This is a genomic window from Asaia bogorensis NBRC 16594 (assembly GCF_001547995.1).
Lineage (GTDB): Bacteria > Pseudomonadota > Alphaproteobacteria > Acetobacterales > Acetobacteraceae > Asaia > Asaia bogorensis.
The window spans coordinates 2,104,523-2,119,921 of the sequence record NZ_AP014690.1 but is presented as its reverse complement, the minus strand read 5'-3'; the positions used below and the strand labels follow the sequence as shown (position 1 = coordinate 2,119,921).

Sequence of the window (15,399 nt, the reverse complement as noted above, 5' to 3'; positions counted from 1 at the left end):
GATACGGGCAAATTTGATTGACACCGCGGAGGGGGTCCTGTAGGAGCCGCCGCTATTGCCGGGAACGTGGACATGCCGGCCGTTGTCAGATCGGGTTCTGCATCCCGTGACAGCGGTTCGAGGGATGCGCCCGTCTTTCCTAATTCGGGGGAAGGCCTACCGGCGCAACATGCGGTTGTCGCGCAGCGTCAGGACAACCCGAAGTCGAAGCGAGTTCTTGCACATGAGCAAGCGCCAAGAGAGCAAGTATAAAATCAATCGCCGTCTGGGCGTAAACCTGTGGGGCCGCGCCAAGTCGCCGGTCAACAAGCGGGAATACGGCCCCGGTCAGCATGGCCAGCGCCGCAAGCAGAAGCCCTCCGACTTCTCGATCCAGCTGATGGCCAAGCAGAAGCTCAAGGGCTACTACGGCAACATCAGCGAGAAGCAGTTCCGCAAGTACTATGACGAAGCCGTCCGTCGTAAGGGCGACACGTCAGAGAACCTGATCGACCTGCTGGAGCGTCGCCTGGATGCGGTGATCTACCGCCTCAAGTTCGCGATCACCCCGTTCGCTGCCCGTCAGTTCGTCAGCCATGGCCACGTGACGGTCAATGGTCGCAAGGTGAACATCCCTTCCTACCTCGTCCGTGACGGTGACGTCATTGAAGTGCGTGAGAAGTCCAAGCAGCTTGCTGTCGTTCTCGATGCCGCCCAGTCCGCCGAGCGTGACGTGCCGGAATACATCGAGGTCGATCATCGCCAGATGAAGGGCAAGTTCGTTCGCAGCCCGCGTCTGTCCGATGTGCCGTACCCCGTGCAGATGGAACCGAACCTCGTGGTCGAGTTCTACTCGCGCTAAAAGACCCGTTTCTTCCGGGTGTTTCTGGCCAATGCCGGATCGGGTTCACCCCCGGTCCGGCATTTGTCGTTTCTGGTATTTGCCGTTTTACCGAAGGTTAGTTTTCGATGTCCGAAGCCGCGTCCGCCTCCGTTTCTGCCACGGGCCTTGCCAGCGAGATCCGGCGACGCCGGACCTTCGCCATCATTTCGCATCCTGACGCCGGTAAGACGACCCTGACAGAGCGTATCCTGCGCGCGGGTGGCGCCATCCAGCTTGCAGGCAATGTACGCGCCAAGGGTGAGCGCCGCCGTACCAAATCCGACTGGATGGGTATCGAACGTGACCGCGGTATCTCGGTTGTGACCTCAGTCATGACCTTCGAATATGGCGGCTGCGTGTTCAATCTGCTCGACACGCCGGGCCATGAAGACTTCTCCGAGGACACCTACCGTACGCTGACGGCTGTCGATTGCGCCGTCATGGTGATCGACGCAGCCAAGGGTATTGAGGACCGTACGCGCAAGCTGTTCGAGATCTGCCGCCTGCGCGATATCCCTATCGTAACCTTCATCAACAAGATGGACCGCGAGGCGCAGGACTGCTTCGGGCTGCTGGATGAAATTGCGTCGACACTGGCGCTGGATACCTCGCCTGCCACATGGCCGATTGGGCGTGCCGGACATTTTGCTGGGACCTATGACATGCGCACGCGTGAGATACGCGGTGAGGCCGCGACGCTCTCGCAATCCGACGCTCGTATGGTTGCGCTTTCCGAAGAGCTCGAACTTGCCGAGGCGGCGCTTCCCTTGTTTGATCGAGAGTCTTTCGACGCCGGGCATTTGACGCCTGTGTTCTTCGGTAGCGCCATGAAGGAAATTGGCGTGACCGATCTGCTGGATGCCTTGGTGGCTTATGGTCCCGAGCCGCGTGCCCAGCCCAGTGAGACGCGCGAGGTCAAAGCCGACGAGGAGCAGGTAACGGCGCTGATCTTCAAGATCCAGGCCAATATGGACCCCAATCATCGCGACCGTATGGCTTTCGCCCGTATCTGCTCGGGGCGGCTGACGCGCGGCATGCGCCTGAAGCATGTCCGCACAGGCAAGCAGTTTGCGCTGCATACGCCACAGTTCTTCTTTGCGCGTGATCGTCAGCTTGCGGAGGAGGCCTTTGCGGGTGACGTTGTGGGGCTGCCCAATCACGGCACGTTGCGCATTGGCGATACGCTCAGCGAGAGTGAAGAGCTTCGTTTTACGGGCGTGCCGCATTTCGCGCCCGAAATTCTGCGCCGTGTGCGCCTGGATGACGCGATGAAAGCGAAGAAGCTGCGTCAGGCGCTTGTGGAACTGGCAGAGGAGGGTGTTGTGCAGCTATTTCGCCCGCAGGATGGGCTGCCACCCATCGTGGGCGTCGTAGGCACACTTCAGCTTGATGTGTTGCAGTCGCGTTTGCAGGGCGAATATGGCGTCGCCATCGGCTTCGAATCGACGCCCTATACGATTGCCCGCTGGGTGACGGGCGAACGTACCAAGATCGAAGCCTATTCCATGGCGAACCGCTCAGCCATGGCAGATGATCTTGACGGCGATCCCGTTTTTCTTGCGAGCTCGAACTTCATGATGCGTCGCATGGTCGAGATGAATCCCGATCTGGCGTTTCACGATATCAAGCAGATCGGCCTGAGTAACTGATCAGCTGGCTGCTCTGCGGGATGCTGTTCGAGTAAGACCCAACATGACGTTGTCTGGAATGAAAAAAGCCCCGGGAGACCGGGGCTTTTTTTTGCCTTAAGAACGTGTCGTTCAGAGGGTCAATAAAGCGATCGCCCCAAGAGCGAAAAGCCCACCCACGAGAGCGCCGAGCATAAGGAAGACATTCTCGCCCTCATGATGAAGCGGCGTAATGCCGGTGCGGTCCGAACGATCGATATGATAAGTCTGAGCCATGGCCAACCTCCCCGGAGGGGCAAAGCGTGAACTGCTTATCCTCCGAACACATTACTTATATGTAATACTTTGGTCGGTGAGACAAGGGGAGATTGCAAAGAAAAAGGCCCCCGGCACGAATGCCGGAGGCCTTTATTCTGGAACCGATCAAGAGGCCTCCGGGGAGACCTCTTTCTCAGGCCGAAATCAGCGCAGGATGATTTCGACGCGACGGTTCTGCGGCTCACGGGTGTTCGGACCCGTCGGGACCAGCGGGTGCTGCTCGCCGTAGCCGTGGATGTCGATCGCAGCGGCAGGAACGCCGTCACGGATCAGCTCAGCCTTGACCGACTGTGCGCGACGGACCGAGAGGCCCATGTTGTACTTCTGGCCGCGTGCACCGGGGTGAGCAGCAGAGTTGTCGGTGTAGCCGTTGACTTCGATGCGCGTCGTCTGGACGTGCGTGGAAGCCTGAGCTGCCTGGGCAACGATCTCACGAGCGCGGCCCGTCAGGTTCGACTTGTCCCAATCGAAGAACACCAGGTACGTGCGAGCAGGCTGCACGACCGGGGGAGCAACGACGGCAACCGGCGGCGGCGGCGGCGGAGCCGTGTCGAAGGCATAACGCAGGCCCAGGATGAACTGGTGCTGGAAGCGATCACCGAAGTTCACGTTGCCCTTGTGCAGGCCCGTGCCGTTACGGTTCCACGAGGTGGAGCGGTATGCACCATCCGTGAAGGTCTGGCCGATCATACGGTATTCGGTCGTGAGCGCGAGGCCCGGAACGCCCGGAATGTCGTAAGCTGCACCGACGATGCCCTGATAGGCAAAGCCACCCTGCGTGCCGCCAACGCGATTAACAGCGCCATTGGTGTAGGCGGTGGTGATCGGGTTGTAGTGCTGCCACAGGTAACCTGCACCGACACCGACGAACGGCGTGACGGGCACGTTGATGCCGAACTGGGCCAGATCGATATCATACAGAACGTTGACAAAGCCGCCATAGGACTGGTCGGAACCGCTGGTCGAACCGGTCACCGGTGTCGTGTTGCGGTGGTTGATCTGGGAGTAGTTGTAGACGCCTTCGATTTCAGCGCGCAGGCCGTTGCCGAAGCCCCAACCGAACGAACCGAAGCCCGTGAAGCCGTCCTTGTGACGGAACTTCGAGCTCGTGCCGCCATTGCCGGTCGTGCCGTCGGCCTGGGTCGTCGGAGAGAAGTGAGCGTGCTGGGTCTGAACCAGATTGTAGCCACCGCCGATATTGACATACGGGCCGGTGATGGTGCTCGCCATGGCGATCGTCGGGGCGGCTGCCATCGACGTCATGGCCAGAAGTGCCGTGCGGAGACGCATTAGTTTCGTCCTCATAAATTCATCCATTCAAGCCTGCCGTTTTCCCTCCGCAGAGGCGAAGCGACAACAAGCTCAGCGCGATGCATAAGTGCGTATAGAGCCGTCAGTTCCGGTTCAGGAAGTGAGTTCCATGGGTATTTGACGATTAGACGAAATAGCCGTGTCCAAACTGCAACACTCCATTCCGCCCGATTAACAATTTCTTATGCAGCGAGCCGTTCTAGCGGGTTTGTTCATGAATCACGGCATCAAGGGATCGTGAGGAGAATGGCTGTTCTGTAAGGAAAAATCACCGAGCCCCCACGTCACCTCAGGGCGAGCAACCTTCCTGAACCAAAACGTCACGCACCGTGTCCATTTCAACATCACGGGTTGTGAAAGCCTGGCCTATCCCGCGCAAGAGGACGAATGAAAGGCGTCCGTTGAGCACCTTCTTGTCGCGTGCCATCGAGGCGATCAGTTCGCTGGCGCTCAGCGTCTCATCGAACCAGTCGAGACCAGCGGGCATGCCAAGGCCACGCAGATGGGTGTCGATGCGTTCCATGTCCGCACGTGGGCACAGGCCCAGAGCAACAGAGAGGGCAGCGGCCAGATGGAGCCCGATCGACACGGCCTCACCATGAAGCAGGCGCCCGTCATAGCGGAAATGGGCCTCCAGAGCGTGACCGAAGGAGTGACCAAGGTTGAGCAGGGCCCTTCCATCCTGTGCAGCCGTTTCCTTTTCATCGTCCATCACGACTTTCGCCTTGAAGGCGCAGGCACGTTGCACCGCCTCGCCAAGGGCGGCCGGGTCACCGTCTAGAAGGTCGGCGCCGTGGGCTTCGCACCAGGCAAACAGGGCGGGATCGGCAATAATGCCTGCCTTGACGATCTCGGCATAACCCGCGACGCGTTCACGGCGTGAGAGCGTCGCCAGCGCCGAACTGTCGGCCAGAACGATGCGAGGCTGGTAGAAGGCGCCGACCAGATTTTTGCCGGCGCGGGCATTGAGCCCCGTCTTGCCCCCTACCGAGCTGTCGACCTGAGAGAGCAGTGTTGTCGGGATCTGGACAAAGGGAACGCCACGCAGAACGCTGGACGCCACAAATCCGGAAAGATCGCCCACCACGCCACCGCCAAGGCCGATGACCGTTGTATGGCGTTCCATCCCGTGGTCCAGAATGTCATTGATCAGCGCTGCATAACGGGTGAGCGATTTCGACTCTTCACCCACCGGAACCACGAAAGGGGTGGCGTCGATACCGGTCTCAGCCAGAGCACCAAGCAGGCGCGGGAGGTGGAGTTTCGCCACGGTTTCATCGGTGATCACCACCGCACGCTTCTGGGGCAGGATGGGCGCCAGATAGGCCCCGGCACGGCTGATCAGGTCAGACCCGATCAGAACCTCGTAACGATGCGACTCAAGCGTTACGGGTACCCGAAGTGGGTGGGCATAGGAATCGAGCGCCTCAATAATGCGCTGAGCACCATGATCGATGCTGTCATCTCCACAATCCACGACGATATCTGCCTCTGCATAAATGGGGTGGCGCTGCGCCTGAAGCGCGGCAAGCGTTGATTCGACATTCCCCTTGTCGAGCAGGGGGCGACCTGTGCGGCCCGAAACGCGACGCACCAACACGGGCAGGGGGCAACGCAGCCAGACCGACCGGGCGTGGGCCTTCACCAGACGGCGCGTCTGCGCGTCGATGAAGGCGCCGCCCCCTGTTGCGAGCACCTTGGCAGGCCCCTGCAGCAGGCGCTGGATCACCCGTCTCTCACCATCACGAAATGCCGGCTCGCCATGCCGGGCGAAGATCTCCGAAATGGTGCAGCCCGCAGCACGCTCAATCTCAAGATCGGCATCCACGAATTCCAGACCGAGTCGAGCCGCCAGACGGCGGCCGATTGTCGTCTTTCCGGCGCCCATCAGGCCGACGAGAACAATGATCGGGTCAGCAGGGTTCGGGGCAGGGAAGTCCGATCCGGTTACGGGATCAGGCAGGTCGGGCATCGGTTCGGTTCGATCGGAAAAAAAGGTGGGGCGTGACATTCGGGCAAGGCTAACATACAGGAAAGCGGCTCGCCACCGAGCAGCCCCGGCAGGGCGCGGCCTGTGGCTGAAAATCTTGCCCACGCGCCCGTCTTTCTGGAGTTTTTCATGTCCACGCTGAGCTTTCCCCGGATCGCCCTTGCACTCGTTGTCCTGATCGTTCTGGGTCTTGGCGGAGCTTTTCTGAAGCTGGGGATGAACCCGCCGCTGCCCGTGCAGACGATGGTGCACAAGGATCTGCCGGGAACGCAGTTCGCGGCGACAGCGGCTGATTCCGCACCGGCCATGCCGGGTGCCGCCCCCGCCAAACCCATGCCCGCCATGCCCGAGCCTGTCGCAGCGCCCACGCTCCAGCACTGAGCCAATCCCCCATGTCCGGGGTTGAAGGGCTCCCCCCGGCGGCAGAGGCTTTTCTGGAGATGCTGGCGGCGGAGCGCAATGCGGCCCCGCGCACCCGTCAGGCCTACGCCTCGGACCTTGCGGATTTCATTGCCTTCCTGAAGCGCCAGAATGAGGGTGAGCCTGCGGCTCTGCTTGAGGCAGGGCAGACAAGCATCGCTGCCTATGGTGCCTGGCAGGGGCGTTCGGGGCTTTCATCCAGTACCGCAGCACGACGGCTTTCATGCCTGCGCCAGTTCTTCCGTTTCGTGCAGCGCGAGGGGTGGTCAGATCATGACCCCACGGAAAGCATCCAGATGCCGCGTCTGGAGAAGCCCTTACCCAAACTTCTGTCGGAGGCACAGGTAGAGCGTCTGCTCGATGAGGGATGTCATGGCCATGACGATCCGCGGCGCGATCTGGTCAGCCGTGCGGCGCTCGAACTGCTTTATACGACCGGTTTGCGTATTTCGGAGTTGCTCGCTCTGCCTGGGCGTCTGTTCAGGCGTGAGTCGGAAATGGTGCTGATAAGGGGGAAAGGCGGGCGCGAGCGGCTCATACCGATTTCCCACGCAGCCCGCGAAGCCGCTCTAGCGCTGCTTCATCACGACCGGGATATCGATAGCCCCTACCTCTTTCCCGGTCGCAACCCGGCGCGTGCCCTGACCCGTCAGGGATTCGACAAGATCCTACTCCATGTAGCGCTCAAGGCCGGGATCGATCCCGATCTGGTATCGCCTCACGTACTGAGACATTCCTTCGCAACCCATCTGCTGGAGCGCGGGGCGGATCTGCGCGCCTTGCAGATGCTGCTTGGCCACGCCGATATCGCGACGACCCAGATCTATACCCATGTGATGCAGGAGCGGCTACGGCAGGTGCTCAACCAGCATCACCCGCTTTCCGATGATGCGCCATGATGAAGCGACGGATTGTTGTGGAACATGAACCCGTGCTATCGGCGGGTCATGCGTCAGTATCTCGATTTCGAAAAGCCGGTTGCCGAGCTTGAAAACAAGATTGCCGAACTTCGCCAGATGGCCAAGGACGGCGAAGGCATCAACATTGCCGACGAAATCGGCAAATTGTCCGACAAGGCGGAAAAGCAGCTTCGTGCTGCCTATACCAAGCTGACGCCGTGGCAGAAGGTCATGGTCGCGCGCCATGCGCAGCGTCCTCGCGCTCTTGATTACTTCAAGGGGCTGCTTGAGGAATATACGCCGCTTGCCGGTGATCGTCTGGGTCACGATGACCAGGCCATCGTCGGTGGTCTTGCCCGTTTCCGCGGTCAGGCTGTCATGGTGATCGGCACAGAGCGCGGTTTCGACATGGAGTCGCGCCTGCGTCATAATTTCGGCATGCCCAAGCCGGAAGGCTATCGCAAGGCGCAGCGCCTCGTAGAGATGGCTGGCCGCTTTGGCCTGCCGATCCTGACATTCATCGATACGTCAGGGGCATGGCCTGGCATCGATGCCGAAGAGCGTGGTCAGGCGCAGGCTATTGCCCGTTCGACCGATTGCTGTCTCCGCGCACCGGTCCCGCTGATTGCCATCATCATCGGTGAAGGCGGATCGGGCGGGGCTGTTGCCCTCGGCGCCGGTGACCGCGTTCTGATGCTTGAACATTCGATTTATTCGGTCATTGCCCCGGAAGGCGCCGCGTCCATCCTCTGGCGCGACCCCAAGCAGGCGGCTACGGCGGCCGAGGCGCTCAAGCTGACAGCTCAGGATCTTCTCAAGCTGCACCTGATCGATCGTATCATCCCCGAGCCCATCGGCGGGGCGCAGCGTTTCCCGGAAGAAGCGATTGCCGCTGTCGGTGACGCCATTGGCGATGTGCTGGCCGAGCTAATTCCCTTTGAGGGAGAGAATCTGGTGGCAAAGCGACGCGAGAAGTTCCTTGCGATGGGGCGTGATACGCTCTGAGGCACCGATTTACGGACGGGGTCTGACGGCCCCGACCCGGAAGGATGAAGAACCGCCCGGCCAACAGGTCAGGCGGTTTTTTTGTGCCTCTCAGGGGGCAGGTTCACCCTCGATCGGCGTCACCCCAAGCGAATCGATCAGTTGTCGGATGCGCTCACCGGCTTGCGCCACCTGATCTGAATCGTAGCCCTTGGCGACGAGAGACACGCCCTTTCGCCCATCAGCACGTTCAAACGGATAGGAGCCAAGGTCGAGCGTAGGGAAATCGTTCTGGATTGCCTCTAACCCCTCTGCCAATGTCCCCTCACGCAAATCCGCATGCCATGCCACGGAGCATAGAGGGGCCCCGCCTTCAAGGGTTGGGAGCAGAGCGTTGAACATGGATTGCATGATCGAGGGTACGCCCGCCATCACATGGACATTGGCAATCGAAAAACCCGGAGCAATCGAGACGGTGTTCTCAATCGGGACAGCGCCGCGCGGTAGCCAGGCCATCCGCTGCCGCGCCTTGTTGAATTTCTCCTTGCCCAGATAAGATTCCAGCTTCCGGTAGCTTTCCTCGTGAATTTCAAGGGGGACTCCAACGGCCTCCGCGACGCAGGCGGCGGTTATGTCGTCATGGGTCGGGCCGATGCCGCCCGTGGTAAACACATGGTCGAACATGGCGCGACAGGTCGCAACCGTATCGACGATGCGCCTGGCCTTGTCCGGAATGACGCGAACCTCTTCCAGCGCAATTCCCGAGCGGGCGAGGCCGTTCGCAATGAAGCGGATATTGGCATCCTGCGTGCGACCAGACAGGATTTCGTTGCCGATGATGAGAAGACAGGCGGTGGGTGGCATGGGGTTTCCCTCTGATCGCCGGGGAATGATAACTTCGTCAACCATACAGGGTGTCCTGACGTTAAATCCCGACACGTCGATCAACTTCGAGTTGATGAACCTGACTATGACCTTTTCGCAGGAGACAGGAAATGAGCGATCTGAACAGCGAACCCTGCGCATCATGCGCTTATGACATCCGCGCCGATCTGGGTGAGGGGCCGGTCTGGATCTCCAGCGAAAACGCCATCTATTTCGTCGATATCAACGGTCGCAAGGTCCATCGGTTCACACCGGGGCTGGGCGAGGCCCATCACTGGGTCGCCCCCGGCAAGGTCGCGTTTCTGCTTCCAGTGGAAGACGGCACCTTTCTGGCGGGGCTGCCTGACGGGCTCTACCGGTTCGACCCTCAGGCCAGCAGCTTCGAGAAGGAACTGGATGTCGAGGCCGACAAGCCTGGCAACCGCCTGAATGATGGCTGCGTGGACCTGCACGGGCGTGGCTGGTTCGGCACAATGGATGATTCGGAAGAAGCGCCGAGCGGTTCTCTCTATTCGGTCCATCACACGGCGGAAGGGTTCGTGCTGCGCCACCACGACACGGGATATACGGTCGCCAATGGCCCCGCAGTCTCGCCCGATGGCAAGCTGCTCTACGCCTGCGATACCCCCAATGGTGTGATCTACCGTTTTGACCTTTCCGCGGATGGGGCCTTGTCGAACAAGCGCATCTTCGTGAACCTGCCTGAGGACAAGGGCTATCCGGACGGCGTTGTGTCAGACAGCGAAGGCAATATCTGGTGTTCGACCTGGAATGGCGCTCATGTTCGCTGCTTCACCCCCGATGGGGTCGAACGAGCCTCATTCGCTGTGCCTGCCATGAATGTCACCAAAGTCGCCTTTGGTGGTGATGATCGCAAGACGGCCTATGTCACGAGTGCGCGTCAGGGCCTCTCCGACGCAGTCCTTGCCCGGTATCCGCAATCGGGGAGTCTTTTCACTTTCCGTGCCGACAAGGCAGGGTTGCCGCAGCATCGCATCGCTCTGGTCAAGGCGGACTGAACCTCGCCTGCAGATCAGCCGGCGAGCAGCTCCCTGAGGAGGGGAATCAGGGGGCGGTCGGGCGCTGGCATGGGGAAGCGATCCAGTTCATCCACCGGCACCCAGGCCAGTTCCTGTCCCTCACGCGGTACTGGCTGGCGTCGCCAGCGTGTGCAGAGATAGAGCGGCATCAGTAAATGCCGCCCCCCTATGTTTTCGGAAACGAAAGTGAAGGGGGCGATACATCCCGACGAGATATCGACCCCGAGTTCCTCATCCAGTTCGCGAATCAGTGCCTGTTCGGGCGATTCATGGGGCTCGACCTTGCCACCCGGGAACTCCCATAACCCGGCCATCGGTTTGCCGGGCGGCCGACGGGCCAGAAGAACGCGCTGCTCCTGGTCGATCAGCACGGCTGCGACGACCAGGAGAACACGCGGTCCGCTACCCTGTGTCACGGGCGTTGCCTTCTCCGTTGTGCGATCCAGTCTATAGGTAAGCACCGGATAGGGTTCCGACCCGCGTGAAATGAAGGGAATACGCGTCGTGCCTGAGCGCACGAAGGCTAGGCGGTCAAGCAGAGCGATCGAAGGCAGGTTGTCTTCCGCCACATCTGCCATGATCTTCGTGACCGGAAGTGTCTCGAACGCCCATTCGACCACGCGTCGCACGCAGGCACTTGCAATGCCTTTCTGCCAGAAAGGACGTCCCACCCAGTAGCCAATCCTTGCCGTCTGGGTCGATCGATCCATCGACAAGCCAATGCAGCCGACAAGCCTGTCATTGTCGCAAATGGCGAAATGCCAGGCTTTGCCGGCTTCCTGACGCTCGATAGTGCTCGCAATCCATTGATCAGCCAGCTCCCGCGGGTAGGGGAAAGGGAGATGGCTGAGCATGCGCACCACACTCCAGTCGTTGACTAGATTGTGTACAGCGGCACCATCGGTCGGCTGAAGCGGGCGCAGACGGTAGGGCGAGACCTCGAGTATCAGACTCATTCGGCGGCCTGAGCCCGATCCGGTTCGGTCAGTGCCTCGGCATCCTGAGCCTGTGTTTCCGGCTGAATGCCCGAACGACGCAACAGGTCGCGCAGGGCGTTGATGACCGGAAAGACTTCCTGATTGCGATCACCGCCAAGTTCACGCCACGCCTTCTGCTCAAGTTCCACAATCTCGCGGTCCTCGGCGAAGATCCTGTTCGTGAACCCGACAAGGAGCGGCCAGGCGAGTTCGAGTGCTCCCTTGAGCTTGGGACGTCGAATCGAGAGCAGGCCGAATACGCGGCATGTAAGATGCTCAGCGTCCTGAGGCACGTAGACGATCCAGAGATCCATCACGGGTGGTTCGTCGCCGGTACGGATGTGCAGCGTCTGATAGGGATAGACAGTGCGGATGGTCATGACGTCGCGATGCGCGAATTTCGCGCTGGCATCGCGACGCTCTCCGAAGATCAGCGCCTCGCCCCAGGGCTGCTTTCCACCCACGCGGGCAAAGCTGTAGCGCGCTTCGACCATGCGTGGCTCATCGGCACCGCCAAGATAGCGGGGCTTCATCTTGCCCATCTGCTTCGAGTGCATGAACTGATGGTTCATATCCATCAGGTTCTCATGCATGAAGCTGTAATGGCAGTTTACATGCTCGCCGAAACGGCGGGTCTTGTAGGCTGGGTCGGCAACGGAGCCGAGCTGAGGGAAGGGGGTCGTTTCCGCCTTGGCTGGATCACCGGGGAAGATGAAGATCAGCCCTTCCACCTCACGGCATGGATAGGTGCGAACACCATTGGGGAGTTTGCCCTTGCCCAGATAGGGCACATCGATGCAGCGACCCGAGCGGCCATAGGCCCAGCCATGATAGCAGCACTGGACCGCCTCGCCTTCGACACGTCCCTTGCTGAGCGGTACCTGCCTGTGTGCGCAGCGATCCTCCAGAGCGAACACGGTGCCTTCCTGCGGGCGCACAAGCGCAATGGGCTGGCCGGCAAAACGTGTCGCGATGGTCTTGCCTTTGCGCAGCTCATGCGACCACGCGACAGGGTACCAGTAATCGGGATCACACTTGACCCGGCGCAGATCAACCACGTCGCTTCCCAGCCTCATGGCGTCTGAACAGCGCTGCCCTGATCTGGCGTTTTCGGATGTGTCGTTAATAAGGCTTTCCGTCATCGGTATCCCTGTCTTGACCGCCTCATGGCCAGGCCTGGCAACAAGCTGGCGGCCCTGAGCGTGGCTCTGAAATCCTTGCAACCCTGTGCAGGAGCGAAGTTTAGCAGGCTTGCGGCCAGAGGGAACAGCACCTTTGCGTCAGGAATGTTCACTGGGGAACTTATGGTCGTGAAATACAGAACGGGCGACAGATAATTGCTGAAACTGGCCGGTTTGTGCTGGCTATCTGCGACAAACTGTGTTTTTTTTGTCTCATTCGATCCGCTAACGAAAGAAAATTCCATTTCGACGTTGTAACGAGTTTTCGATGCTGCCTAGACTGATCCTGGTTCACGATCCCATGGAGAGACAGCTCGAACGATGTTTACAAAGCGAAGAATACTGGCGGCGGCGACCCTTCTCTCCTTCCCATTCGGGTTCAGCTACGCTCAGGCGGCTACGCAGCCTGCCGAGCAGACCGCGCCAAAGGTAAAAAAGAGCGGCGTCGTTCACCACAGAACGTCAATCGGCTCGGATCAGCCCCTTCATTCCGTTCCCAAGATCCGCACCCGCAAGGCACGCGATGCGAGCGGCGATAGCGGTGAGTCTGTCATCGTGACGGGTACCCACGCCTTCAATCGCAAGGCTCGCGACAGTGCCGTGCCTGTCACCGTGGTTTCCGCCGCCACCCTGCGCCGTTCGGGCCAGCTGAACCTGGCAGACGCCATCACGCGCGTTGATCCCTCCATCACAGTCACGGCCAACGGTGCCGATGCCGGTGCGCTGACCTCGGCGATCCGTATGCGTGGCCTGAATCCTAACGAGGTTCTGGTGCTGGTCGATGGCAAGCGCCGTAATACGACAGCCAATATCTATGCCGATGCGGGCCCGCAGCAGGGTTCGACCCCGGTCGATCTGAACATGATCCCGGCGGGCGCGATCGATCACATCGAAATCCTGCGTGACGGCGCAGCCGCCCTTTACGGCTCCGATGCCATCGCTGGTGTCGTGAACATCATCACCAAGAAGACCAATCATGGCATCAACACTGTCGCGCAGACGGGTGCCAATGCCTATAACGGCACCGGATGGCAGTATCTGATTGGTGCCGATGGTGGTCTCAAATGGGGCAATGACGGTTTCGTCCACCTGAGCGGTCAGGTCTATCACACCGATCACTGGGTCTCGAAGCTCAAGAGCACCGACGACCATCGCTGGACGACCAGCTCGAGCTGGCCCGCCAACTCCAACAACATCCTCTCCAACCCGGAAGAAACACGCGAAAATCTCTCCATCGAATGGGGCAAGGGTATCACGGAGGGTATCGAGACCTATGGTCTGATCACCTATGCCCATCGCCATTCCGAGGCTTACGAGAACTATCGTGTGCCCACCGTGGCACCGAGCGCCTATCCTTATGGCTTCTCACCGTTGGAGACGATCGAGGAGAACGACTTCCAGGCCAATCTGGGCCTCAAGGGCGATAATCTGTTCGGCTTCAGCTGGGATCTGAGCACGCTGTACGGCCAAGATGACGACGATATCGGGAACAAGAACACCTTCAACCCGAACTATTACAAGGCCTATGGGTTCTCGCCCACCACGGTGCGCGCCCAGAGCTATTCTCTTGCCCAGTGGACCAGCAATTTCGATGCCCGTCGCAACTTCCGTATCGCGGATGTCGTGCCGATGACGCTGGCCTTCGGTGCCGAGCATCGCCTTGAAATGTACACGATCAAGGCGGGCGAGCCGGCTTCGTATGAGCTTGGCGGCACACAGGGCTTTGCCGGTCTGACGCCGCAGAACGCAGGCAAGTGGCAGCGCAATATCTGGGCTGGTTATCTGGATGGCGACTTCCACCCGCTGCCGCACTGGGACCTCGATTTTGCAGGCCGCTTCGAGCATTACACCGATTTTGGCAACACCGAGAACGGCAAGGTCACGACGCGCTACGACATCACCAGCAAGCTCGCAATCCGCGGCACGATCAGCAACGGCTTCCGTGCGCCGACCATGCCCGAGCAGTACTACTCGGCGCTTAATGTCTCACCGACTGGCGCTTCGGGCCTGCTCCAGACTGTTGGCGCTGCAGGCAAGACCATTGGTGCCCAGCGTCTGAAGCCCGAGCGGTCGACGAGCGCCGAAGGCGGCATCATCGCAGAACCGCTGAAGGACTGGCATGTCTCGGTTGATGTCTATCAGATCAATATCCGTGACCGCATTATCGGCTCGGCTACGGTCAATGGTCAGACAGCACTGGACGCGATCGCCCTGACAGGCGTGGATCTGCCAAGCGGAATCGACCCCAGCAACGTGACGGCCAACTACTTTGCCAACGTGGCCAGCACGCGCACACAGGGTCTCGACCTGCAATCCGACTACCTGCTGCATCTGCACCGCTATGGCACGCTCAACCTGAGCGCGATGCTCAACCTCAACCGCACGCGCATCAGCCATATCAACACCAACGCTTTCGGCGATCCCGCAGCCAATGCGCAGACGGTGGGTTATCTCACCACGGGCTCACCGCGCAGCAAGCTGATCCTGAACGCCTACTGGACGTATCATCAGTGGGACGTGAACCTGCGTCAGACCCGCTATGGCGAGACCAAGTCGCTGCTGACCTATGAGGATCTGGCACCAGCGGCGATCAAGTACTCCAACACTGAATGGGCAGAATTCAAGAATACGCCTGTCTGGCTGACAGATCTTGAAGTTGGCTATCGCTTCACCGAGCATTGGCATTTCGCTATCGGCGCGAACAATATCTTCAACCAGCGCCCGCGCCACGTGAACCCGATCACCAACTATCTGGGTCCGAAGATCTATGACACCGACTCCTCGGGTATCCCGATCTATGGTGCCTATTACTACGGCCGTCTGAACGCGACGTTCTGATCGTTCTGTCATCCATGCAGGGACCAGACAGGGGTCCCTGCAGAAGCTTTTCTTTCGGATAAGCCA

General features: G+C 60.0%; 13 protein-coding genes. 7 read left to right on the top strand and 6 right to left on the bottom strand.

Translation table 11 applies throughout. The features are described from left to right. Positions 1-223 precede the first annotated feature (223 nt). Positions 224-841: a 30S ribosomal protein S4 gene (gene rpsD / locus Asbog_RS09480; RefSeq protein WP_023978552.1), complete on the top strand. Its 618-nt coding sequence runs from the start codon at positions 224-226 to the stop codon at positions 839-841. 107 nt (positions 842-948) lie between these two features. Further along, positions 949-2,511: a peptide chain release factor 3 gene (locus Asbog_RS09475; protein WP_062164963.1), complete on the top strand. Its 1,563-nt coding sequence runs from the start codon at positions 949-951 to the stop codon at positions 2,509-2,511. A 111-nt stretch (positions 2,512-2,622) separates the two neighbouring features. Here the strand turns inward: Asbog_RS09475 and Asbog_RS14550 are convergent, their stop codons facing one another. The 3 genes from Asbog_RS14550 to aroB form a co-directional block, all read right to left on the bottom strand. Then, positions 2,623-2,766 carry a hypothetical protein gene (locus Asbog_RS14550; protein ID WP_023978550.1) on the bottom strand — a complete coding sequence of 48 codons (144 nt, stop codon included), beginning with the start codon at positions 2,764-2,766 and terminating at the stop codon, positions 2,623-2,625. Positions 2,767-2,952: 186 nt separating this feature from the next. Next, positions 2,953-4,098 carry an OmpA family protein gene (locus tag Asbog_RS09470; RefSeq protein ID WP_023978549.1) on the bottom strand — a complete coding sequence of 382 codons (1,146 nt, stop codon included), beginning with the start codon at positions 4,096-4,098 and terminating at the stop codon, positions 2,953-2,955. A 310-nt stretch (positions 4,099-4,408) separates the two neighbouring features. Continuing rightward, on the bottom strand, positions 4,409-6,091 hold the full coding sequence (aroB, locus tag Asbog_RS09465) for a 3-dehydroquinate synthase (protein ID WP_083510982.1): 1,683 nt from the start codon (positions 6,089-6,091) through the stop codon (positions 4,409-4,411). 147 nt (positions 6,092-6,238) lie between these two features. Between aroB and Asbog_RS09460 the strand changes: the two genes are divergently transcribed. From Asbog_RS09460 to Asbog_RS09450, 3 genes are read left to right on the top strand one after another with little or no spacing between them, the layout of a single operon-like run. Continuing rightward, the gene (locus Asbog_RS09460; protein WP_146926369.1) at positions 6,239-6,490 is read left to right on the top strand and encodes a hypothetical protein; all 252 of its coding nucleotides are present in this window, start codon (positions 6,239-6,241) and stop codon (positions 6,488-6,490) included. A gap of 11 nt (positions 6,491-6,501) precedes the next feature. Further along, on the top strand, positions 6,502-7,428 hold the full coding sequence (locus tag Asbog_RS09455; RefSeq protein ID WP_062164960.1) for a tyrosine recombinase: 927 nt from the start codon (positions 6,502-6,504) through the stop codon (positions 7,426-7,428). A 48-nt stretch (positions 7,429-7,476) separates the two neighbouring features. Beyond that, complete coding sequence (locus tag Asbog_RS09450) at positions 7,477-8,433, top strand: acetyl-CoA carboxylase carboxyltransferase subunit alpha (RefSeq protein ID WP_062164959.1); 957 nt, start codon at positions 7,477-7,479, stop codon at positions 8,431-8,433. A gap of 90 nt (positions 8,434-8,523) precedes the next feature. Here Asbog_RS09450 and Asbog_RS09445 read toward each other — a convergent pair whose 3' ends face one another. Next, the gene (locus tag Asbog_RS09445) at positions 8,524-9,276 is read right to left on the bottom strand and encodes a competence/damage-inducible protein A (protein WP_062165854.1); all 753 of its coding nucleotides are present in this window, start codon (positions 9,274-9,276) and stop codon (positions 8,524-8,526) included. A 131-nt stretch (positions 9,277-9,407) separates the two neighbouring features. Here Asbog_RS09445 and Asbog_RS09440 point away from each other — a divergent pair, with 131 nt between their 5' ends. After that, complete coding sequence (locus tag Asbog_RS09440) at positions 9,408-10,316, top strand: SMP-30/gluconolactonase/LRE family protein (protein WP_062164958.1); 909 nt, start codon at positions 9,408-9,410, stop codon at positions 10,314-10,316. A gap of 14 nt (positions 10,317-10,330) precedes the next feature. On the opposite strand, the gene Asbog_RS09435 is transcribed toward Asbog_RS09440, so the two are convergent. Then, the gene (locus Asbog_RS09435) at positions 10,331-11,293 is read right to left on the bottom strand and encodes a bifunctional GNAT family N-acetyltransferase/(deoxy)nucleoside triphosphate pyrophosphohydrolase (protein ID WP_062164957.1); all 963 of its coding nucleotides are present in this window, start codon (positions 11,291-11,293) and stop codon (positions 10,331-10,333) included. Continuing rightward, complete coding sequence (locus tag Asbog_RS09430) at positions 11,290-12,390, bottom strand: aromatic ring-hydroxylating oxygenase subunit alpha (RefSeq protein ID WP_062165852.1); 1,101 nt, start codon at positions 12,388-12,390, stop codon at positions 11,290-11,292. The genes Asbog_RS09435 and Asbog_RS09430 overlap by 4 nt, the downstream gene beginning before the upstream one ends. A gap of 426 nt (positions 12,391-12,816) precedes the next feature. Here Asbog_RS09430 and Asbog_RS09425 point away from each other — a divergent pair, with 426 nt between their 5' ends. Beyond that, the gene (locus Asbog_RS09425) at positions 12,817-15,333 is read left to right on the top strand and encodes a TonB-dependent receptor plug domain-containing protein (RefSeq protein WP_062164956.1); all 2,517 of its coding nucleotides are present in this window, start codon (positions 12,817-12,819) and stop codon (positions 15,331-15,333) included. The last annotated feature ends 66 nt before the right edge of the window (positions 15,334-15,399 follow it).